Raw genomic sequence first — 21,045 nt, forward strand, 5'->3', positions numbered from 1 at the left:
ATCCGTGTTCAACAGCGGTGGTTAGGCTTCGGGCTGCTCAATGTCGAAGGCTTCCGGCGGCGGGCAGGCGCACACGAGGTTGCGGTCACCATAAGCCTCGTCGATACGACGCACTGGCGGGAAGTACTTGTTGGTCAGCAGGGTGTCCACTGGGTAGGCGGCCTTTTGGCGGCTGAACTGGTAGTCCCAGTCACCCGCGATGAGGCTGCGGGCGGTGAATGGTGCGTGGTGGACCACGGAGTTCTCGTAGGCAACCTTGCCGTCGATGATCTCCTGGATCTCCGCGCGAATGGAACGCATTGCGGTGATGAAGCGGTTGAGCTCCTCCAGATCCTCCGACTCAGTTGGCTCAATCATGAGAGTGCCGGCCACCGGGAATGCCAGGGTAGGGGCGTGGAAGCCGTAATCCACCAGACGCTTAGCCACATCAGCGGCAGTTACGCCAGACTGCTCGGTGATCTCGCGCAGGTCAATGATGCACTCGTGGCCCACCAGGCCAGCGTTGCCTGTGTAGAGGACCGGGAAGGGCTCATTGAGCTCATGTGCTACGTAGTTGGCGTTGAGGATGGCGTTGCGGGTTGCAGACGCCAGGCCGTCAGCGCCGGACATGGCGATGTACGCCCAAGAAATCGGGAGTACACCAGCCGAACCGTAGGTGGTTGCTGCGATCGGCACACCAGCACCCTGCGGGGCCTCATCGCCAGCATTGCTGCCATCCACTGCCTGCGGGTCAGACGGCAGGAACGGTGCCAGGTGGGCGCCCACACCAATCGGGCCAACGCCCGGGCCACCACCACCGTGCGGGATGGTAAAGGTCTTGTGCAGGTTCAGGTGGCTGCAGTCACCACCGAAATCACCCGGACGGGCCAGACCAGTCAGTGCGTTCATGTTGGCGCCGTCGATGTAGACCTGGCCACCAACAGCGTGGACCTTGTCAGCCACCTCTTTCACCGTGTCCTCGTACACACCGTGGGTGGACGGGTAGGTGATCATGATGGCAGCAACGTGGTCGCCGTACTGCTCCAGCTTCTTGTCCAGGTCCTCCATGTCAATAGAACCATCCGGTGCGGTTGCCACAACCACGACGCGCAGGTTTGCCAGCGTTGCGGACGCCGCGTTCGTGCCGTGCGCGGATGCCGGGATGAGGCAGATATCGCGCTCGGTGTCGCCGTTTGCCACGTGGTAGCGACGCATAGCCAGCAGACCAGCGAGCTCGCCCGTTGCGCCGGAGTTTGGCTGGACAGACACTGCGTCGTAGCCGGTGATTTCCACGAGCCAGCCCGTCAGCTCATCGATGAGCTCGCGCCAGCCCTCCGTGTACTTGTCCGGCGTGAACGGGTGGACATTGGCAAAGCCCGGCCAGGTGATGGCCTCCAGGCCTGCAGTCGGGTTGAGCTTCATCGTGCAGGAGCCCAGCGGAATCATCGTGCGATCCAGCGCCAGATCCTTGTCACCGAGCGAGCGAATGTAGCGCATCATCATCGTCTCGGAGTGGTGGGTGTTGAACACCTCGTGCGTGAGTAGATCCGTGGTGCGCTCCAACTCCTGTGGCAGGTGCGAGCCCGCTTCAGCAGTCGGCGCATCCTTGATGCCAAAGCCAGCGAGCAGTGCCACCAGATCAGCCTCATCAGTGTCTTCGCCAAAGCTCACGCCGACGGTATCTGCATCAATCGCGCGCACCAGGTAGCCGTTTTCTGCCAGCTCATCCACAATCTGCTGCGCACGGCCAGGCACGGAGACAGCTACCGTGTCAAAGAACTTCTCGTGCTTCACGTCAAGGCCGCCGGCGCTTATCGAGCGCGCAAAGCGCCCCGCCCACTCATGTACCGCTTGCGCAATCTCCTTGAGGCCTTCCGGGCCGTGGTACACGGCGTACATGGAGGCAGTGACCGCGAGCAGCGCCTGGGCGGTACAAATATTGGAGGTCGCCTTCTCACGGCGAATGTGCTGCTCACGAGTCTGCAGGGACAAGCGGTAGGCAGGGTAACCCTCCGCGTCGACGGACACACCGACCAGGCGGCCAGGCATCTGGCGCTTCAGCTTGTCCGTCACAGCCATGTATGCGGCGTGCGGGCCACCGTAGAACAGTGGCACACCGAAGCGTTGCGTGGTGCCCACAGCAATGTCTGCGCCCATCGTGCCCGGGGCTTCCAAGAGCAGCAGCGCCAACGGATCCGCCACAACGGTGGCCAGACCACCGCGGGAATGGATGGCCTCGATCACCGGGCGTGGATCAGCAATGTCGCCCTCCGTGCCCGGATATGCGATCACAACACCAACAAAGTCCTCTCCCACGAGGTTGGAATCCAGTGCGGTGACCTCAACCTCAAGGTCGAGTGCGCGAGCACGCTCCGCAGCAACATTGATCACCTGCGGGTGCAGGCGAGAATCCAGCAAGACACGGCGGCCCTTTTTCACCGCACGTGCCATGAGACCAATGGCTTCAGCCACCGCGGAAGCCTCATCCAGCAGCGACGCATTCGCCATCGGCAGACCAGTCAGGTCCTGCACCATCGTCTGGAAGTTCAGCAGTGCCTCAAGGCGGCCCTGTGAAATCTCCGGCTGGTACGGCGTATAGGCCGTGTACCAGCCAGCATCTTCCACCACGCCACGGCGAATCACCGGCGGAGTCACAGTGGAGGAGTAGCCCTGGCCATGGAAGGCGCGCAGCACCGTGTTCTTAGCAGCCAGCTCACGCAGGCGGTTCTGCGCTTCCTTCTCCGTCAATGCGGGCGGAAGGTTCAACGGCTGTTTGGCAAGAATCCCTGGCGGCATCGCTGCGTCGACAAGCTCCTGAATCGAGCCGTACCCCACGATGTCGAGCATCTTTGCGCGTTCGCTATCCGTCGGACCGATATGGCGAGAGATGTAATCCACGCTGACTGCACTCCTTGCATGTAGTTAGTTGCGATCACTGAACAAGTGTAGAGACTCTCTCATGCGAGCGTGCAGAGAACCTCAAAGGGAGTTCACAACATGAAAAGTGCCGGCCCCACGACGGGGAACCGGCACTTACTTAGGAGAAAGCGAAACCCTAGAGATCCAGATCAGCCTCGAAGTCGCCCACCTCAATGCGGTCCACGATAGTGGACACGAAGCGACCTGCATCCGCACCATCAACCAGCTGGTGGTCGTAGGTGAATGGCAGGTAGCACATCTGGCGGATAGCAATCGAGTCGATGCCCTCCTCCGTCACAATCACCGGACGCTTCTGAATAGCGGCGGTGCCCAGGATGCCGGCCTGCGGCGGGGTGAGGATCGGGGTATCTAGCAGTGCACCCTCGGAGCCAATGTTGGACACCGTGAAGGTTGCGCCGGCCAGGTCAGACGGACGCAGCTTCTTGTTGCGTGCACGCTCAGCCAGATCCGCAATGCCCTTGGCAATATCAGCCAGAGACATGTCCTGAGCATTCTTCAGCACCGGAACCAGCAGGCCCTGCGGGGTATCCACAGCGATGCCAATGTTGACCGTGTCGTGGTAGGTGATCTCCTTGGTCTCCGCGTTGTAGGACGCATTGACGTTCGGGTGCTGCACCAATGCCTCGGCCGTGGCCTTCACAAAGAAGTGCAGGTACGTGATGTTCACGCCATGCTTATCGACGAATGCCGGCTTCACACTCTTCCTCAGCTCCGCCACGCGAGTGACGTCTGCCTCCTGGACGTGGGTGAGCTGTGCAGTGGTCTGCAGCGACTCAACCATCTTGGAAGCCGTGATCTCACGGATACGGTTGACCTTCTGCGTGGTGCCAATGAGCTCAGCCTTGGCCGCGTCCACGGACTTGGTGGACCAACGTGCACGCGGACCAGAATCCTTAGCCTCAGCAGCACCAGATGCAGCAGTTGCGCCACCCTCAGCAGCAGCGATGACATCCTGCTTACGGATGCGCCCGCCAACACCGGTGCCCTCAATGCTGTTCAGGTCCACGCCATGCTTCTCTGCGAGCTTGCGCACCAGCGGAGTGACGTACGGAACCTTGCCACCGTTGTCCACGGTCTTCGGCGCTTCAGTCTTCGGTGCCTCTGCCTTCGGTGCCTCGGCAGGCTTCTCTTCCTGCTTCGGAGCTTCTTCCTTCGGTTCCTCTGCCTTCGGCCCTTCCTCGGCAGATTCGTCGGCCTTGGGCGCGTCTGCCTTCGGCTTTTCCTTGGTGGGTGCTGCGTTGGCGTCGCCGATGCGGGCGATGACTGCGCCGACTTCGATGGTGTCGTCTTCCTCGGCGAGGATTTCCACGATGGTGCCTGCAACCGGGGATGGGATTTCGGTGTCGACCTTGTCGGTGGAGACCTCGAGCAGCGGTTCGTCGACCTCGACAGTGTCACCAACAGACTTCAGCCAGGTGGTGATGGTGCCTTCGGTGACCGATTCGCCCAGCTCTGGCATCTCCACATCGGTGGCGTTGCCGGAGCCGGCAGACGGAGCTTCTTCCTTCGGTTCCTCTGCCTTCGGCTCTTCCTCGGCAGGTTCGTCGGCCTTTGGCTCGTCTGCCTTCGGCTTTTCCTTGGCGGGTGCTGCGTTGGCGTCGCCGATGCGGGCGATGACTGCGCCGACTTCGATGGTGTCGTCTTCCTCGGCGAGGATTTCCACGATGGTGCCTGCAACCGGGGATGGGATTTCGGTGTCGACCTTGTCGGTGGAGACCTCGAGCAGCGGTTCGTCGACCTCGACAGTGTCACCAACAGACTTCAGCCAGGTGGTGATGGTGCCTTCGGTGACCGATTCGCCCAGCTCTGGCATCTCCACATCGGTGGCGTTGCCGGAGCCGGCAGACGGAGCTTCTTCCTTTGGTTCCTCTGCCTTTTGCTCTTCCTGCTCCGGCTCTTCCTCGGCAGGTTCGTTGGCCTTGGCGGAATCGCCGGAGTCATCGGAGGACGGCTTCTCATCCGCGTCCCCCACGATGGCGATGACGGAACCCACCTCAACGGTGTCATCTTCCTCTGCCTTAATCTCAAGCAGAACACCCGATACGGGGGAGGGAATTTCCGTGTCGACCTTGTCTGTGGAGACCTCGAGCAGCGGTTCGTCGACCTCAACAGTGTCACCAACAGACTTCAGCCAGGTGGTGATGGTGCCTTCGGTGACCGATTCGCCCAGCTCGGGCATCTCAACTGAGTGAGCCATTATGTTTGAGTCTCCTCTACAACTTTGCAGACGTTTATCCGCACCTAGCGTACCCGCTTCGCCATTTTCGTGTTCGAATAGTGAGGGGTTGGGAATCACGTGGCATAAGATGTGGTGCGTGTTTAATCTCTTTGGCTCCCGCAAGAAGCCCTCTGCTTTCAAGCCGCCGCGTGGTCCGGGGGAGACCGTGCGCCCGGAAGATGCCCAGTATCTGAAGGCGTGGGTGGCGGATAAAGGGTTCGTGGAGGGGTTTGTTGAGCCGGAGACGATGGTTAATGAGATGTCTGTCGTGCTCGTCGCTGAAAATGGGGAGTACACGCGCCGCAAAATTGGGGGTCCGAAGGGAATTGATGCGGTGAGCAAGTTGCTGGGCATTCCGCTTTACGACGTCGAAGAGACCGGCTACCCCGACCGCATGCGCAAACGCATTGAACAGGAGCGCATCCTGCGCAAGAGGGCTGAACAAAGGGAACGTCGCGCTAAGTTTGAGCGCGGCGAGGACCCTAATTCATAGAGGTTCTACTCGGCAGAAAGCTGGGGTTAGGTAGCAAAAAGTGCATCTAACCCGCTGGAGACACACTTGCAAACAACTAGGGCCTGGCGCTCCTGTGCCACGGTTAGCCTTGGGTGCCCATTCCCGGTGTAAAATCTTACATTGCGCCGGAAACTATTGAGCTATAGAAATTGTCTACCAGGGGTTTCATTCGAGCCGATTTTTCGCGTTGTAAATTTTTACACACCCCCGGAGAAGGAAAGCGGCCAAGGATCCCCTGGTCCCCTTCATCCTCCACGGTGGCCACGGTGGCAGACACACTTTTTACTTCTTAGCGGCCAGCTGCGTGAGCGTATCCACGATGGTGCGGACTGGTACACCCGTTGCGCGGGCCGGCGTGAAGCCGTAGGCGCCGCCGGTGTTCCAGGCGGGGCTGGCAACGTCGATATGCGCCCACTGGATACCTTCACCCACGAACATGGCTAGGTATGTGGCGGCGAACTCCATCCCGCCGAAGCGGTCCGGGTTGGTGTTCTTGATGTCAGCGACGGCGGACTTAATCTCCTCATCGTGCTCTTCCAACATCGGCATTGCCCATCCCGGCTCGTCTAGTTCACGGGCAGTTTCTGCGATGGCATCGCGCAACTCGTCCGAACCCATGACGCCGAAGGTGCGCTTACCCAGCGCCACCATCTGCGCACCGGTGAGCGTGGAGGTTTCGATGAGGTAGTCCGGGTTGTCCTCACTGGCCCGCGCAATCGCATCGGCCAGAACCAAACGGCCCTCCGCATCGGTATTGATCACTTCGCTGGTGATCCCCCCGTAATGGGTAATCACATCGCCGGGGCGCTGGGCCGAACCAGACGGCATGTTCTCCGCCATGGCCATCCACGCATCAATACGGACCGGTACATTCAACGCAGCGGCAGCACACGTGGCGGCAAGCACAGCAGCAGAACCGCCCATGTCCATGACCATCTGCTCCATGCCGGACGCCGGCTTCAGGGAGATACCGCCGGTATCAAAGGTGATGCCTTTGCCGACGAGCGCCACCGACGTCTCAGCACCCTCCGGTGCCCAGGTCAGGTGTACCAAGCGCGGTGGGTTGTCCGATCCCTGGCCCACGGCCGTGATGCCGCCGAAACCCTTGTCCTCCAGGTCCTTCTCGTCGAGGACCTCCACTGTCAGACCAGCTGCTTCACCCACGGTGCGTGCGAGCTCTGCATAGTTGGCGGGGTAGAGCAGGTTGGAGGGGGTGTTCACTAGATCACGGGCGAGTGCCACTGCGTGGCAGATGCTCACAGCAGCCTCGAAGTCAGCGCGGTCCTCTTTTTTGCCCACGACGGTGACGAGCGTGGAGTTGTTCGTCTCATCCCCGTCTGTGTTGTCCTTGGTTTTCAGGCCCTCGTAGGCGTACCCGCCCAGCAGGAGACCCTCCACCACGGGACGGACACCAAAATCGGCAGTCACAACAGCGTGCTCCGAGCCCTTGAGTGCACGTGCAGCAGAACCCATCGCGCGGCGCACGGCAGTTTCGGTGGAATGCGGCCCATCGGTATCACCCAGACCCACAGCAATGAACAGAGTGCCGTCCACCACAGTCTTGGTCACTTCACCTGCGGAACCTTTCGCGCCAAGAGCCTCCAATGCATCAAGGAGACCCTCCGTGGTCAGCTGGGAGACTGGCAGCTCCAGGCCCTCACCGGCTGACACCGGGATGATGCGCGCGGCGCCCTCGGGAACGTCGATAGCAAACTCGATCTGTGCGAGACGGCCGTGCGAGGGCAAGACGTCAGTGAAATGGGGCAAAACAGTCATGGGGTGCTGGATCCTCCTTGTAATAAAGGTCTTTCTTCTTGGCCCCGATACTACTGACGCTGGTGGTATTCACCCGCGGAGTATGCTTCAAAGGCATGACACAGCTGGAATTCACCGTGACCAAGAATGAAAACCCGGCCACCGCTGAAGAGCGCGCCGCTATCCTTGCCAACCCTGCGTTTGGCAGGCAGTTCACCGACCACATGGTCACCATTGACTGGACCGAAGACAAGGGCTGGCACAACGCGCAGGTCCGCCCCTATGAAAATCTCTCTTTTGACCCGGCCAGCATGGTGTTCCACTACGGCCAGGCCATCTTCGAAGGCCTGAAGGCATACCGCCATGCCGATGGCACCATTGTGACCTTCCGACCGGAGCAGAACGCGCAGCGCATGCAGCGCTCCGCAGAGCGCCTGGCCATGCCGGAGCTGCCGGAGGATGTGTTTATTGAGTCCCTGCGTCAACTCGTGGACATCGACCAGGACTGGGTGCCCGCCGCTGGTGGGGAAGCATCCCTGTACCTGCGTCCGTTCATGATTTCCACACAGGTAGGCCTGGGCGTTCACCCGTCAGATAGCTACACCTATATCCTCATCGCTTCGCCGGCGGGTGCCTACTTCTCCGGTGGTGTGAGCCCCGTCAAGGTGTGGATCAGCGAGGACTATGTTCGTGCCGCGCCGGGTGGAACCGGTGCTGCCAAATTCGCTGGTAACTACGCTGCTTCTCTGCTTGCTCAGGCGCAGGCAGAGGAGAAGGGCTGTGATCAGGTTGTGTGGCTTGATGCGATTGAGCGCAAGTACATCGAAGAAATGGGCGGCATGAACCTCATGTTCGTATACGGCTCCGGCGATGACGCCAAGGTGGTCACTCCAGCCCTGTCCGGCTCCTTGCTGCCCGGTATTACACGCCAGTCCCTGCTGCAGGTCGCGCAGGACCTTGGTTACGCCACCGAAGAAGCCCGTATCTCTGTTGAGGACTGGAAGAACGACGTGGCCTCCGGCGCCATAACCGAAACCATGGCGTGCGGTACCGCCGCAGTGATTACCCCGGTGGGGCACGTTGTGGGCAATAACGTCGACTTCACTATCAATGGCAACGAGGCAGGGGAGATCACCATGAAGATGCGTGAGCGCCTGACCTCCATCCAGCGTGGTGAATTCGAAGACACCCACGGGTGGCTGCACATCCTCGTTCCTGCGAAGTAGGCGGAACGCTTAGGGGGTTTCGCTGCGCATCTCATCGCCGACCAGCTCAACGGCGGAGATGATTAGTGGCAGAACCGCCGCAGCGCCAGCACCTTGGCCGGTGGACATGTTCAGCGTGGCCACCGGTGTCAGGTCGAGTGCCTGCACACAAATAGTGGTGCATGGCTCGGGGCTGACCTGCCCCGCAATGAGCCACTGTTTGGTGCCCGGTGCAACACGTTCGGCGACGTAGGCGGCGAGGGCGGTGTAGGCGCCGTCGATAAGCACGGGTGTACGCCGCACCGCGCATTGCGCAATGAACGCGGTAAGCGCAACGAAGTCCGGCGCGGAGATGGCTTGCAGAACGCGGGCAACATCATCCCGGAAACCACGTGCGCGGAACATGGCGTCGCGCACCGCAGCAACCTTGACCTTCCACACCTCATCATTGATCCCGCTGCCGCGTCCCACAGCGACAACCGGTTCAGTGAAGGTGAGCGTGCCTAAAACGGCGGCGGCGACCGTCGTATTGGCTACGCCGAGGTCACCGGCGACCAGCAGGTCAACGCCAGAATCAATCTCCCGATCCGCCGTGGCGGCACCGAGCTCCGCGGCGGCAAGGAATTCTTCTTCCGTCATCGCATCGGTGACATCAATGCCGCCGGAACCTGAACGAATGGCTGCGGCGTCATGGTTCAGACTCACATCAACCAAGTGCACCGACGCGTCTGCGCGCTGCGCCAAGGTGTTGACGGGGGCCGCGCCAGAGTTAATTTCCTCCGCCTGGACAAGAGACGCCTCCGGGGTAAACGCGGACACACCACGCTCAGCTATCCCGTGATCACCGGCGAAAATGATGACACGTGACGTTTTGATTGGGCGTGGAGGAGCCTCACCCTGGCACCCGGCCATCCACGCGCCGATGCTGGCCAAACGCCCAAACGATGCACCGCGTGGGTTGAGCGTCATCGCTTCCTTCGCACGTGCTTGTGCAGACAGATCCGGGGAGGGGACCGGAGGGAAAGTGAAGCCGTCAGTGAAACGCACGGTGAGTCCTAGACGTTGTCGCCGATAGCCACCTGCGGTTTCGGTGTGCGCCAGTTACGCGGCTGGAAAGCGCGTGAAACGGCATACATGCCCAAACCGAAACCAGTCTCCGTGGAATCCGGGAACTTGGCGCGCACTGCCTTGTTAGCGCGCTTGCCAATGAAGATGCCTTCCGTGAAGGTGGCAAGAATGAACACCATCGCAGCCACTGACAATGCCGCTGCAACCTCCGGGAAGAACTGGCCCAATAGCATGATCACCAGCATGATAAGCGCACCCGGCATGACAAAGTTGGACAGGAAGCGCCTGGAATCAACCCAGTCACGCACGTAGCGGCGGACCTCACCTTTATCGCGGTCCAGCAAGTAGCGCTCATCGCCAGCATCCATCTTCGCCTGGATGTCCTTGTTCTGTGCACGGCGCTGCGCGCGCTCCTGCTTCTTGTATTCCTTCCACTCCTCCTTGGACATGGAAGCTTTCATTTCCTTGCGCTTCTGGGAAGCCTGAGCTCGACTCATCGCGTTCGGATCACGCACAACACCACGCTTGATCTCCTGCTCATGGCGCTTCGGTGTCGGGCGTCCCTTCGGTGGGGTGTAGCCCTTCGGCAGCTTCTTCTCCGACTCGCTAGCTGTGGTGGGCTCAGCGGTAGAGGAGCTGTTAGTCGCGGGCGCCTCGGGCGCATCAGATTTCTGCCAGGGGAGTTTCACGCTCTCTAGGCTACAAAATCAATTCATCCGATTGGGAATACGGGGCAGGGACCCGTGCGTTATGGGGTACAAAGGGGTCTCACCTGGACAAATTAGGGTGGACTAGCATCCGAACGGGAAGCCAGCGTAGGCTCGGGACCCAACACGATAAAGGCAAGGAGAGACGATCCATGACTGCACCGACTTCCGCCACTGGCGTAGAGCTCACCGAGGCCGCAGCAGCCAAGGCTAAGGCGCTGCTTGATCAGGAGGGCCGTGATGACCTGTCTTTGCGCATCGCCGTCCAGCCTGGTGGTTGCGCCGGCTTGCGTTACCAGCTGTACTTCGACGACCGTGACTTAGACGGCGACAAGTCCGACGTTGTCGGTGGTGTCCGTCTTGTCGTGGACAAGATGAGCGTGCCTTACCTGTCCGGCGCGAAGATCGACTTCGCAGACACGATTGAGCAGCAGGGCTTCACCATTGATAACCCGAACGCCGGCGGTTCCTGCGCCTGCGGCGACAGCTTCAACTAAGCAATAGCTTGTCGACGCCAACACCCCGCGCCCACCTCATTATTGAGGGGAGTGCGGGGTGTTTTGTCTGCGTGGATTATTGGCAGCCGTGCTTGGTCGCAAGCCACTGCTTCGCTTGCTCTAACGACGCATCGGTTTCGACGTCCGGCTGCACCGGATCTTCAGCGAACTCCTCACCAGTGCGTGCCTTGTCCTTCGCGATGGTGAGCATCAGCAGGCTGCCATCCGGGAAGTCGTACACCATATTGGCCGAGGCGTAGCCCGCGGTAGGGGAGCCGAAACTCTGTGAGCGCTCAAGTCCCCGGAACGACAGCATCGTGGCCTCGCCCGACGAAGCGGTGTCACCATCGACCAAGACTGCCACCGGCGCCTCCCACTTCCCGCCAGTTGTCGTGAGCGGCGTGCCCCCGCCGCTCACCGAGTTTCCCTCGACCGTGACCTGGCTGGTGTTCGTCCGCGATACGAACTCGAGCACCGTGCCATCCGGCAACAGCGACGAGAGTCCAGCGACCATCGGCCCCATGTCGCCACCGTCGTTGCCACGCAGATCAACGACCGCAGCACAGGCCCCGCCATCACGCGCGGCGGCAAGACCTGTTGCGAGCGAGTCTGCGTACCCCTGCACATCCGAGTGCCGATCGACGCCAGGCACCGTTGCCACCGCGACACTGCCTTCGACGCTGACTGCGGGCTCCGTCTTCTGCCCGATAGCCCAGCCGAGGTTAGGGTTATCAGGTTCAATCAGCCGGGAGTGCTTTCCTCCAGCAGCTTTGACGGCGTCCTCCAGGGCGGGATAGACGTCGTAAAGCGTGTCTGCCTGCTTGGCAGCCTCCTTTGCGCGGGCTTTCGCTTCCTCGAACTCCTCCGAGTCGGCGTAGATGCCCTGTTCGGCGAGCGCGAGCACCGTCGTGCTATACCGCTTCGGCGTCTGCGTCCCTGCGAAACGAGCGGTGCCCGTCAGCATCGCGGTGAGCGTCGGCCCATAGACGAATACCAGGGCAGCCACTGCGAGGAGCAGCGCACTGAGCATCGCGACGATGATAGTCAGTACTCGTTTCTTGGTCCACATGAGCAGGTCCTCCTTAGAGCTGGACCGGGTAGTCCTTGTGCTCAATGCCCGGATCGATGCGGTGCTCGACAAAAATGCCGTGCCAGACCATGAAGGCCAGGACGGTCCACAGACGGCGTGAGTGGTCAGAGACACCGTCACGGTGCTCCTTGAGCATTTCTAGTACCTGGTCCTTGGCAAAAATGTCCTCGGTCTGGGACTCGTTGATAGTGTCCTGCGCCCAGCCGTACAGTTCATCGCCTGCGAGCCAGTGGCGCATGGGCACCGGGAAGCCGAGCTTCTTGCGGTGGAGGACATGCGGGGGAACGATCTGCTCCATGGCCTTGCGCAGCGCGTACTTCGTCGTGCCGTGAGCGATCTTCAAATCTGCTGGGATGGTTTCAGCGACGGCGAAGACCTCCTTGTCCAGGAATGGGACGCGTAATTCAAGGGAGTGCGCCATGTTGATCTTGTCGGCCTTGACCAGGATGTCGCCACGCATCCACGTGAACAGGTCGAGGTGCTGCATCCGCGCAACCGAGTCCATGTCCGTCGACTCAGCGTAAATCGGGGCGGTCACCTCACGGTGGTCCCATTCCGGCTTCGCCCACGGCAGAACTCGTTCTAGCTGCTGGTAGTTAAAGGAGCGTGCGTTGCCGTAGTAGCGGGTTTCCATTGGGGTCGTGCCACGCTCGAGCAGGGACTTGCCCTTCATTCCTTCCGGCAGGACCTGGCTGAGCTTGTTGAGCCCCTTCAGAAGAGGGGAGGGGAGCTTCTCAAACGGTGCGAGTGAGAGTGGCTCCTTGTAAATGGTGTAGCCACCGAAGAGCTCATCCGCGCCCTCGCCGGACAGCACCACCTTCACGTGCTTACGGGCCTCCTGTGCCACGAAGTACAGCGGTACCAACGAGGGGTCAGCCACTGGGTCATCGAGGTACCACATGATTTTCGGGATCGCGTCAGCATATTCTTCGGGCGAGACGATTTTGACGATGTGCTCCACACCAATCGCGGCCGCTGACTCCGCAGCCACGTCAACCTCGGAGTAGCCCTCACGCTCAAAGCCAGTGGTGAAGGTCAAAAGGTTTGGGTTGTGGCGTTTGGCTAGCGTTGCAATCGCTGTCGAATCGATGCCACCAGACAAGAAAGAGCCCACAGTCACATCAGCACGCATGTGCTTTTCGACGGAATCCTCCAACACCGCCGCAATCCTGTCGAACAGCTTCTGCTCCTCGCCGGACTTCACCGGAATGACGTTGAACTTCGGGGCGAAGTAGCGCTTCGCCTCGACGGTGCCACCGGGTGTGAGGGTGACGGTGCAGCCGGACTCGACGCGTCGAATAGCAGCGTGCAGACTTTCTGGCTCCGGCACGTATTGAAGGTCGACGTAATGCTCAATGGCGCGGTAGTCCAAGTCAAGGTTCAGGCCGAGTTCCGGAGCCATTTCTAGGATGGACTTCTTTTCGGAGGAGAAGACTGTGCCGGCTTCCGTGGTGGCGTAGTAGAGGGGCTTGATGCCGAACTGGTCGCGCGCGGCGAACATGACCTTGTCTTGGGTATCCCAGATGACAATGCCGAACATTCCACGCAGGTGGTTGACTACCTCCTCTCCCCAGTGGTGGTAGCCCACCACAATGGTTTCGGAGTCACCCTCAGTATTAAAGGTGTAACCGTAACCAGATAGCTCCTCGCGCAGCTCAACGTAGTTGTAGATCTCACCGTTGAAGGTCAGCGCATAACGCTCCGGATTATCGGCCGGCCCCCAACGCAGTGGCTGGTGGGAATGCTCAAGATCAATGATGGCCAAGCGGTTAAAACCAAAGACCGCGTCATCATCATGCCATGTGCCCGCAGCGTCCGGGCCGCGGTGACGGAAGCAGGGGAGGGCCCTCTGTGCAGCGTCGACAAAGCGGGGCGCATCTGAGTTGCTGGTCAGCATTGCGAGTAGACCGCACATGGGTGGGTAGCTCCTTAACTCACGGAAGAATTGGGTGATTAGCTCCCCCAACAATAGAAGCCAGATAGGCGGGTAGCAGAATCACCGCGCGGGTGGCGCATGAATGGTAATGATCGCCCCACCTTTAGCCCGTCCCCGATAGGGGTGCAACTTCCGGTTGATCTTATTGAAGGCATTTGTGATCACGGTTACGTAATGGCCTGTAAAGTGCGCCATCTGTCCATGTCGGGGGTGTGCTTTGGCCTTAAACTTCACGGGGAAAGCGTGGGCGGGGGCAACGCGCTTATGGGGCAGGTTAAACATGCGCGAATGATCAACTATTCTGACTGGGTAGGAATATTCTGTTTTGCTGCATGCAGCTCTTCTTACGAAGGGGTGAACGGAGCATGGAGGGTATTCACAGCTTTAATTAGCTTTCATACAGCGTTCAAAAGCGTTTAACAGCGTTCATCAGTGTGGACAGGAAGGCAGACACACGTGGAAACGGTAAAAAACCGCGGTCTAGCTAAGAAGTTCGGCGTCGCCGGTCTTCTGGCTGTGGCTGGCATTGCTCTTACCGGCTGTGAGGTCGCACCGCCGAGCTCCATGTCGAAATTGCTCGACATGGGCTTCCCGGATCCGGTGACCCCAGAGGCTCACAGCATGTACAACTTCTGGGTCTGGGTCTGGCTCGCAGCCTGGATCATCGGCATCATCATGTGGGGCATCTTCATCTACGCGATTTTTGCCTGGAACGGCAAGCGTCGTGAGAAGAAGGGCCACGGGGAGTTCCCGAAGCAGCTGCAGTACAATGTGCCACTGGAGCTCGGACTCACCATTGTTCCGATCATCATCGTCATGGTGCTGTTCTTCTACACGGTTCAGGCGCAGACCAAGGTTGTCGCACTGGACAAGAATCCAGAAGTGACGGTTGACGTCACCGCGTACCAGTGGAACTGGAAGTTCGGCTACGCACAGGTTGGTTCCTCGCTGTCGCCGACTGGCTCTGACTATGACGGTCAGGATGTTGAGCGCCAGAAGCTCGCGGACGAATCCAAGTTCGACGACGAGTCGATCCACAACGCAAACCCGATCCACGGCCGCTCCATGAGTGACCAGTCGTTCCTGCGTTACAACCTAATTGAGACGATTGGTACTACCGAGGAGATTCCGGTTCTGGTTCTGCCGACCGAGACTCCGGTGGAGTTCCGTCTCGCTTCTGGTGACGTCTCCCACTCCTTCTGGGTTCCGGAGTTCCTGTTCAAGCGCGATGCTTATGTCCACCCGGAAATCAACCAGCAGCAGCGTAGCTTCCAGATCGAGCAGATTGAGAAGCCAGGCGCCTACGTCGGTCGCTGTGCTGAAATGTGCGGTACCTACCACGCAATGATGAACTTTGAGATCCGCGCGGTCACGCCGGACCAGTTCCGTGAGTACATGCGCTTCCGTAATGAGAACCCGGAAGCCTCAAACGCTGACGCCCTTGAGGCGATTGGCGAAGCTCCGTACGCAACGTCCACCCGTCCGTTCAACTCTGACCGCACCGGCACCCGCGATGGCAACAATGCTGTCGACAACAATGCCGTGCAGAACGTCTAAGAGAGGCTAGGGAAAAGAAATGGGAACTGGAGCAAAGATCTTCTACGCGCTCGGCACCTTCTTTGTCATCGTGGCTGTCATCTACGCAGTGGCAACCAGCTACATCGGTGACGATGCTTACCTCTCGGGTTACGAGTGGGCAGGCGGTGTCGCTCTCGTCCTGGCCACGGCACTGGCCTTCATGCTCGGCGGCTACCTGCACTTCACCGAGCGCCGCATCGATATCCTTCCGGAGGATTGGGAGGAAGCTGAGATTGAGGACGGCGCAGGTGTCCTTGGTTTCTTCTCGCCGGGTTCCATCTGGCCGGCCGCCATGACTGGTGGTGTTGGCCTCATGGCTCTGGGGATCGCCTTCTGGCAGCTGTGGCTGCTGGCTCTCGGCGCAGTCGTGCTCATCTGGGCAACGACGATGCTGAACCTGCAGTACGGTATCCCCCGCGAAAAACACTAACGCTGTACTGGAACGCTGGCCCCCGCACCCCTTGTGGTGTGGGGGTTTTCCTTATTAAATAGGGCGAGGCCCAACAAAAGATGGTGCGAAGAGGGGTCAACCGAAAGTTCGCACCGAGCGGGGTTTTGCCAGGCAGAAAATGTGAATCCCATCACACTTGGGAACTACTTTGAATTTCTGGGAACTCCAATTCTGGGAAGAGGCGTAATGCGAAAAATGGGCTGAGGGAAATCAGCCAATATTTGGCGCGCCATGACCTGCAGGGATGTAAGGAAAAAACTCGTGCCAGCAAGTTCTTCATCGAAAGTTGGACACCAACACGCCAAATTTGCAAAGAAAATCGGGAGGTTAACTGCCGTGTTCACATGAAAAACTCGGGGGTAAACAAGGTGACTTTAGGCTTCAAAAGGGAGATACTAGATTCCGTGACGACTGCAACAACTAACCCAGGTATGGCGACTTCACCCGAGCGTCTCCCTGCGCTGAACCGTCCGAACATGGTCAGCGTGGGAACGATCGTGTTCCTCGCCCAAGAATTGATGTTCTTCGCCGGACTCTTCGCGATGTACTTCACGTCGCGCGCGAACGGCATGGAAACCGGCGATTGGGCCAACCAGACGGCCAATCTCAACGTGGTCTTCGGACTCATCATCACTATCGTGCTGGTGACGTCTTCGGTGACCTCACAGTTGGGCGTGTTCGCCGCCGAGAAGGGCGATGTCTTCGGACTTCGTAAATGGTTTACGGTAACCATCCTTCTTGGTGTGGTGTTCCTGGGCCTCGTCGCCTTCGAGTGGGCCGAAATGATCATGCACGGCGTTACCGTGCAATCGAGCGTTTACGGTTCGGTGTTCTACATCATCACCGGCTTCCACATGGCTCACGTGACTGCCGGCATCATCGCCTTCATCGTGGTGATGCTCCGCGTGGCTAAGTCGAAGTTCACCCCGGCGCAGGCAACTGCCGCCATGGTGACCTCGTACTACTGGCACTTCGTCGACGTTATTTGGATCGGCGTGTTCGTTACTCTCTACCTCGTTCAGTAGTCGCGCCCAGCGTGCAGATGAAGCTGAACACCGATTTTCGCTAAGGGATCAACATGGATAACACCCCAAAGAAGGCGCGGAACCGCCGCAAGTTGCGCCGGTCCGCAGCTGGCGCCATGGCGCTGACCTTCGGTCTCACGGGTGCTGGCCTTTTGGCCGCAGCCCTGACTCCGGATGCTCAGGTTGCCACCGCACAGCGCGACGACCAGGCGATGATCCAAGAGGGCAAGGATCTTTACGATTACGCCTGCATTACCTGCCACGGTGCAAACCTGCAGGGTGTCAAGGATCGCGGACCGTCGCTGATCGGCACCGGTGAAGGTGCTGTCTACTTCCAGGTCAACTCCGGCCGTATGCCGATGAAGTCCAACGACGCACAGGCTGAGCGTAAGAAGCCGCGTTTCACTGAGGCGCAGACCCTCGCTATCGCCGCGTATGTTGCAGCTAACGGCGGTGGCCCAGAGCTCGTGTACAACGAGGATGGGTCGATTGCTATGGAGGAGCTCCGTGGTAAGAACTACGACGGCACGATTCAGGCTGCCGACGTCGCCCGCGGTTCAGAGCTCTTCCGTCTGAACTGTGCCTCCTGCCACAACTTCACCGGTCGTGGTGGCGCACTGTCCTCCGGTAAGTACGCGCCGGTGCTGGACCCTGCTAACGAGCAGGAGATCTACCAGGCCATGCTCACTGGTCCGCAGAACATGCCTAAGTTCTCCGACCGTCAGCTGACCGCTGATGAGAAGCGCGACATTATCGCCTTCATTAAGTCCGCTAAGGAAACCCCGAGCCCGTCGGGCTGGGCACTTGGTGGCATCGGCCCGGTTGCTGAAGGCCTGGCAATGTGGATTATCGGTGTCACTCTTGTTGGCGCCGCTGCTATGTGGATTGGATCGCGCTCATGAGCAATGAAGTGAAGAAGAACTACACCAAGGCTGAGCTCGATAAGATGAGCAATGCCGAGCTCGCTGCTCTGGGCACCGAGCTCGATGACGTGACGGTTGCGTACCGCAAGGAGCGCTGGCCGATCGAAAACGACCCGGCTGAGAAGCGTGCTGCCGCAGGCGTCATGGCTTGGCTGATCATCTCCATTGTTATGGGTATCGCCTTCTTGGGCGTCTACCTGTTCTGGCCGTGGGAGGCAAAGTTCCATGGTGATGAAGGCCTGCTCCTTTACTCGCTGTACACCCCGCTGTTGGGTCTCACCTCCGGTCTCTCTCTTGCTGGTCTTGGCTTCGCCATTATCCAGTACGTGAAGAAGTTCATCCCGGAAGAGGTCGCAGTCCAGCGTCGTCACGATGGTCGCTCCTCCGAGTTGGATCGTCGTACGACCACTGCTCTGCTTAATGATGCATGGCAGACCTCCACTCTTGGTCGCCGTAAGGTCATGAAGGGGCTGCTTGGTGGCGCTGGCCTGATGGCTGGTTTGGCTATCATCGCTCCGATGGGTGGCCTGATCAAGAACCCGTGGCGTGTGCGTCATGACATGAACTACCTGGGTGACGGCACGCTGTGGACCCAGGGTTGGTCGATGGCCCGCAACGGCACCAAGCTGTACCTCGGTCGTGACACCGGCGCTATTGCGGAGCTGCATGAGACCGGTAAGGGCGACCACTACAGCACCGCTGGTGTTTCTCGCCTGGTGCGTATGCGTCCGGAGGATCTGGATGCTGCTTCGATGGAGACGGTGTTCCCGCTTCTCGAGGAAGACGTCAACGATGGCGACAAGTACGACGCTGAGCGTGACGTCTACGAGCAGCACATGCACTCACTGCACGGTCCGCGTAACGCCGTCATGCTGATCCGCCTGCGCTCCGCTGATGCCGAGAAGGCAATTGAGCGTGAGGGCCAGGAGGACTTCCACTACGGCGACTACTACGCGTACTCGAAGATTTGTACTCACATCGGTTGTCCGACGTCTCTGTACGAGGCGCAGACCAACCGCATCCTTTGCCCCTGCCACCAGTCGCAGTTCGACGCGTTGCAGTACGGCAAGCCGGTGTTCGGCCCGGCAGCACGCGCTCTGCCGCAGCTGCCGATCGACATCGACGAAGACGGTTACCTCATCGCCCGCGGGGACTTCATTGAGCCCGTTGGCCCGGCATTCTGGGAGCGTAAGTCCTAATGAGCACGAAACTCGCAAAAGCCGCGGACAACGCTGATTCGCGGTTCACAATCGCGGGCGTTCTCCGCCCACAGCTGAACAAGGTTTTCCCGACCCACTGGTCCTTCATGCTCGGTGAGATGGCGCTGTACAGCTTCATCATCTTGCTGCTGACTGGTGTCTATCTGGCCCTGTTCTTCGACCCTTCCATTACGAAGGTTATCTACGAAGGTGGCTACCTGCCGCTGAACGGCGTTGAGATGTCTCGCGCCTACGCAACTGCCTTGGACATCTCGTTTGAAGTCCGCGGTGGTCTGTTCATCCGCCAGATGCACCACTGGGCCGCGCTGATGTTCATGATGGCGATGTTCGCCCACATGATGCGCATCTTCTTCACTGGTGCGTTCCGTCGCCCACGTGAGGCTAACTGGATCATCGGTTCCACCCTGATCCTGCTTGGTATGGCCGAGGGCTTCATGGGTTACTCGCTGCCGGACGACCTGCTCTCCGGTGTGGGTCTCCGTATTATGTCCGCCATCATCGTGGGTCTGCCGATCATCGGTACCTGGCTGCACTGGGCTATGTTTGGCGGCGACTTCCCGTCCGACCTCATGCTGGATCGTTTCTACATCCTGCACGTGCTGATTCTCCCGGGCATCATCCTCGCGCTCATTGCGGCGCACCTGCTGCTCGTCTGGTTCCAGAAGCACACCCAGTTCCCGGGTCCTGGTCGCACCGAGAACAATGTCGTGGGCATCCGTATTATGCCGGTGTTCGCAGTCAAGGCAATTGGCTTCGGCATGGTGGTCTTCGCAGTGCTGGCTTTGATGGCAGGTGTTACCACTATTAACGCCATCTGGAACATTGGTCCGTACAACCCGTCCCAGGTTTCCGCTGGTTCACAGCCTGATATCTACATGCTCTGGACTGACGGTGCTGCTCGTGTCATGCCGGCATGGGAGCTCTACCTTGGCAACTACACCATCCCTGGTGTGTTCTGGGTTGCGCTCCTGGCAGGTGCCATGGTCGTCGCACTGATCGCGTACCCCTTCATTGAAAAGAAGGTCACCGGCGACGATGAGCACCACAACCTGCTGCAGCGTCCGCGCGATGTTCCGGTTCGCACGGGCATTGGCGTTATGGGCTTGGTCTTCTTCCTGCTGCTCACGCTGTCAGGTGGTAACGACCTGTTTGCCTACCACTTCCAGATTTCGCTGAATGCTATGACCTGGATTGGTCGCATCGGCTTGCTGGTGCTGCCGCCGCTGGCATACTTCATCACCTACCGCATCTGCATCGGTCTCCAGCGCTCTGACCGTGAGGTCCTGGAGCACGGTATTGCAACCGGTGTGATCCAGACCCTTCCGAACGGTGCGTTCGTGGCAGTTCACCAGCCCATCGGTCCGGTGGATGAGCACGGCAACCAAATTCCGCTTGAGTACGGTGGCGCACGAGTACCGAAGCAGCTCAACGAGCTTGGCTACGCAGACTCCGAGACCTCCGGTATCTTCAAGGCTGACGATCCGGAAATCACAGCACGCCGTAACGAGATTGCCCGCAACAACCACCATGAAGAGGTGGAGACCCTGCGCGCACTTGAGGCGGAGAAATCCGCAACTGACCGCGACGCCGGTAAGTAAAAAACGGTTTAGCAAAGGCCCCTTTCCCCGAGTGGGAGAGGGGCCTTACGCGTATAACAAAACGATAAACACGATAATGTGACTAGAATCACAGTAAGTTTTTCTTCAGGTTGACCATTTCTAAAGTTCGCATTGAGAGTTTTGGGAGAAGGGAAGATAACTGCAGGTAGGAATAGGTAGGTTGTTGATTCGTGTTGGCACTGCATTAAAGGGGGGCAACGGGCGTTCGCGGTGTTTTCGGTAGATTTTTTAAATAACGAGAAAATAACGGGCGCGCCGTTAGACAATCATCGTGTCCATTTCGTAACCTATTCGAGACCTTGCAGCCACCAGGCGGCAAG

Annotated in this window: 16 protein-coding genes; 9 read left to right on the forward strand and 7 right to left on the reverse strand. The window is 59.4% G+C overall.

Annotation, left to right across the window (positions count from 1 at the left end):
* Positions 1-21: 21 nt before the first annotated feature.
* Both gcvP and sucB read right to left on the reverse strand, forming a co-directional pair.
* Positions 22-2,877 carry an aminomethyl-transferring glycine dehydrogenase gene (gene gcvP, locus QP968_RS01025; RefSeq protein WP_284854481.1) on the reverse strand — a complete coding sequence of 952 codons (2,856 nt, stop codon included), beginning with the start codon at positions 2,875-2,877 and terminating at the stop codon, positions 22-24.
* A gap of 157 nt (positions 2,878-3,034) precedes the next feature.
* Complete coding sequence (sucB, locus tag QP968_RS01030) at positions 3,035-5,116, reverse strand: 2-oxoglutarate dehydrogenase, E2 component, dihydrolipoamide succinyltransferase (RefSeq protein WP_284854482.1); 2,082 nt, start codon at positions 5,114-5,116, stop codon at positions 3,035-3,037.
* 118 nt (positions 5,117-5,234) lie between these two features.
* Here sucB and QP968_RS01035 point away from each other — a divergent pair, with 118 nt between their 5' ends.
* On the forward strand, positions 5,235-5,630 hold the full coding sequence (locus QP968_RS01035; protein ID WP_284854483.1) for an oxidoreductase: 396 nt from the start codon (positions 5,235-5,237) through the stop codon (positions 5,628-5,630).
* A 303-nt stretch (positions 5,631-5,933) separates the two neighbouring features.
* Here QP968_RS01035 and QP968_RS01040 read toward each other — a convergent pair whose 3' ends face one another.
* Complete coding sequence (locus QP968_RS01040) at positions 5,934-7,427, reverse strand: leucyl aminopeptidase (protein ID WP_284854484.1); 1,494 nt, start codon at positions 7,425-7,427, stop codon at positions 5,934-5,936.
* A 95-nt stretch (positions 7,428-7,522) separates the two neighbouring features.
* On the opposite strand from QP968_RS01040, the gene QP968_RS01045 reads away from it, so the two are divergent.
* Positions 7,523-8,632: a branched-chain amino acid aminotransferase gene (locus tag QP968_RS01045; RefSeq protein ID WP_284854485.1), complete on the forward strand. Its 1,110-nt coding sequence runs from the start codon at positions 7,523-7,525 to the stop codon at positions 8,630-8,632.
* Between the two features lie 9 nt (positions 8,633-8,641).
* On the opposite strand, the gene QP968_RS01050 is transcribed toward QP968_RS01045, so the two are convergent.
* Entirely contained in the window at positions 8,642-9,658 is a 1,017-nt protein-coding gene (locus tag QP968_RS01050) for a nicotinate-nucleotide--dimethylbenzimidazole phosphoribosyltransferase (RefSeq protein WP_284854486.1), read from the reverse strand.
* Between the two features lie 8 nt (positions 9,659-9,666).
* On the reverse strand, positions 9,667-10,368 hold the full coding sequence (locus tag QP968_RS01055; protein ID WP_284854487.1) for a DUF3043 domain-containing protein: 702 nt from the start codon (positions 10,366-10,368) through the stop codon (positions 9,667-9,669).
* Between the two features lie 170 nt (positions 10,369-10,538).
* Here QP968_RS01055 and QP968_RS01060 point away from each other — a divergent pair, with 170 nt between their 5' ends.
* On the forward strand, positions 10,539-10,883 hold the full coding sequence (locus QP968_RS01060) for a HesB/IscA family protein (RefSeq protein WP_034661932.1): 345 nt from the start codon (positions 10,539-10,541) through the stop codon (positions 10,881-10,883).
* Positions 10,884-10,959: 76 nt separating this feature from the next.
* Here the strand turns inward: QP968_RS01060 and QP968_RS01065 are convergent, their stop codons facing one another.
* Positions 10,960-11,952, reverse strand: coding sequence for a S41 family peptidase (locus tag QP968_RS01065; protein WP_284854488.1), 993 nt, complete (start codon positions 11,950-11,952; stop codon positions 10,960-10,962).
* A 13-nt stretch (positions 11,953-11,965) separates the two neighbouring features.
* Positions 11,966-13,888: an asparagine synthase (glutamine-hydrolyzing) gene (asnB, locus tag QP968_RS01070; RefSeq protein WP_284854489.1), complete on the reverse strand. Its 1,923-nt coding sequence runs from the start codon at positions 13,886-13,888 to the stop codon at positions 11,966-11,968.
* 477 nt (positions 13,889-14,365) lie between these two features.
* Here asnB and ctaC point away from each other — a divergent pair, with 477 nt between their 5' ends.
* From ctaC to qcrB, 6 genes are all read left to right on the forward strand, one after another.
* A complete protein-coding gene (gene ctaC / locus QP968_RS01075) occupies positions 14,366-15,466 on the forward strand; it encodes an aa3-type cytochrome oxidase subunit II (protein WP_284854490.1) in 1,101 nt (366 codons plus the stop codon).
* A 19-nt stretch (positions 15,467-15,485) separates the two neighbouring features.
* A complete protein-coding gene (ctaF, locus tag QP968_RS01080; protein WP_284854492.1) occupies positions 15,486-15,917 on the forward strand; it encodes an aa3-type cytochrome oxidase subunit IV in 432 nt (143 codons plus the stop codon).
* A gap of 425 nt (positions 15,918-16,342) precedes the next feature.
* A complete protein-coding gene (ctaE, locus tag QP968_RS01085) occupies positions 16,343-16,963 on the forward strand; it encodes an aa3-type cytochrome oxidase subunit III (protein WP_284854494.1) in 621 nt (206 codons plus the stop codon).
* A gap of 53 nt (positions 16,964-17,016) precedes the next feature.
* Complete coding sequence (gene qcrC, locus QP968_RS01090; protein ID WP_034661921.1) at positions 17,017-17,865, forward strand: cytochrome bc1 complex diheme cytochrome c subunit; 849 nt, start codon at positions 17,017-17,019, stop codon at positions 17,863-17,865.
* Positions 17,862-19,085, forward strand: a complete 1,224-nt coding sequence (gene qcrA, locus QP968_RS01095) for a cytochrome bc1 complex Rieske iron-sulfur subunit (RefSeq protein WP_284854495.1) — start codon at positions 17,862-17,864, stop codon at positions 19,083-19,085. The genes qcrC and qcrA overlap by 4 nt, the downstream gene beginning before the upstream one ends.
* Entirely contained in the window at positions 19,085-20,704 is a 1,620-nt protein-coding gene (gene qcrB / locus QP968_RS01100; RefSeq protein ID WP_284854497.1) for a cytochrome bc1 complex cytochrome b subunit, read from the forward strand. Before qcrA ends, qcrB begins: the two co-directional genes overlap by 1 nt.
* Positions 20,705-21,045: the final 341 nt, after the last annotated feature.

This window comes from Corynebacterium sp. MSK041 (assembly GCF_030232265.1).
Lineage (GTDB): Bacteria > Actinomycetota > Actinomycetes > Mycobacteriales > Mycobacteriaceae > Corynebacterium.

Excerpts from the sequence above, each read along its gene's own strand:
- sucB (WP_284854482.1), bottom strand. The coding sequence starts at position 5,116 with ATGGCTCACTCAGTTGAGATGCCCGAGCTGGGCGAATCGGTCACCGAA.
- QP968_RS01040 (WP_284854484.1), bottom strand. The coding sequence starts at position 7,427 with ATGACTGTTTTGCCCCATTTCACTGACGTCTTGCCCTCGCACGGCCGT.
- QP968_RS01045 (WP_284854485.1), top strand. The coding sequence starts at position 7,523 with ATGACACAGCTGGAATTCACCGTGACCAAGAATGAAAACCCGGCCACC.
- QP968_RS01060 (WP_034661932.1), top strand. The coding sequence starts at position 10,539 with ATGACTGCACCGACTTCCGCCACTGGCGTAGAGCTCACCGAGGCCGCA.
- QP968_RS01065 (WP_284854488.1), bottom strand. The coding sequence starts at position 11,952 with ATGTGGACCAAGAAACGAGTACTGACTATCATCGTCGCGATGCTCAGT.
- asnB (WP_284854489.1), bottom strand. The coding sequence starts at position 13,888 with ATGTGCGGTCTACTCGCAATGCTGACCAGCAACTCAGATGCGCCCCGC.
- ctaF (WP_284854492.1), top strand. The coding sequence starts at position 15,486 with ATGGGAACTGGAGCAAAGATCTTCTACGCGCTCGGCACCTTCTTTGTC.
- qcrC (WP_034661921.1), top strand. The coding sequence starts at position 17,017 with ATGGATAACACCCCAAAGAAGGCGCGGAACCGCCGCAAGTTGCGCCGG.
- qcrA (WP_284854495.1), top strand. The coding sequence starts at position 17,862 with ATGAGCAATGAAGTGAAGAAGAACTACACCAAGGCTGAGCTCGATAAG.
- qcrB (WP_284854497.1), top strand. The coding sequence starts at position 19,085 with ATGAGCACGAAACTCGCAAAAGCCGCGGACAACGCTGATTCGCGGTTC.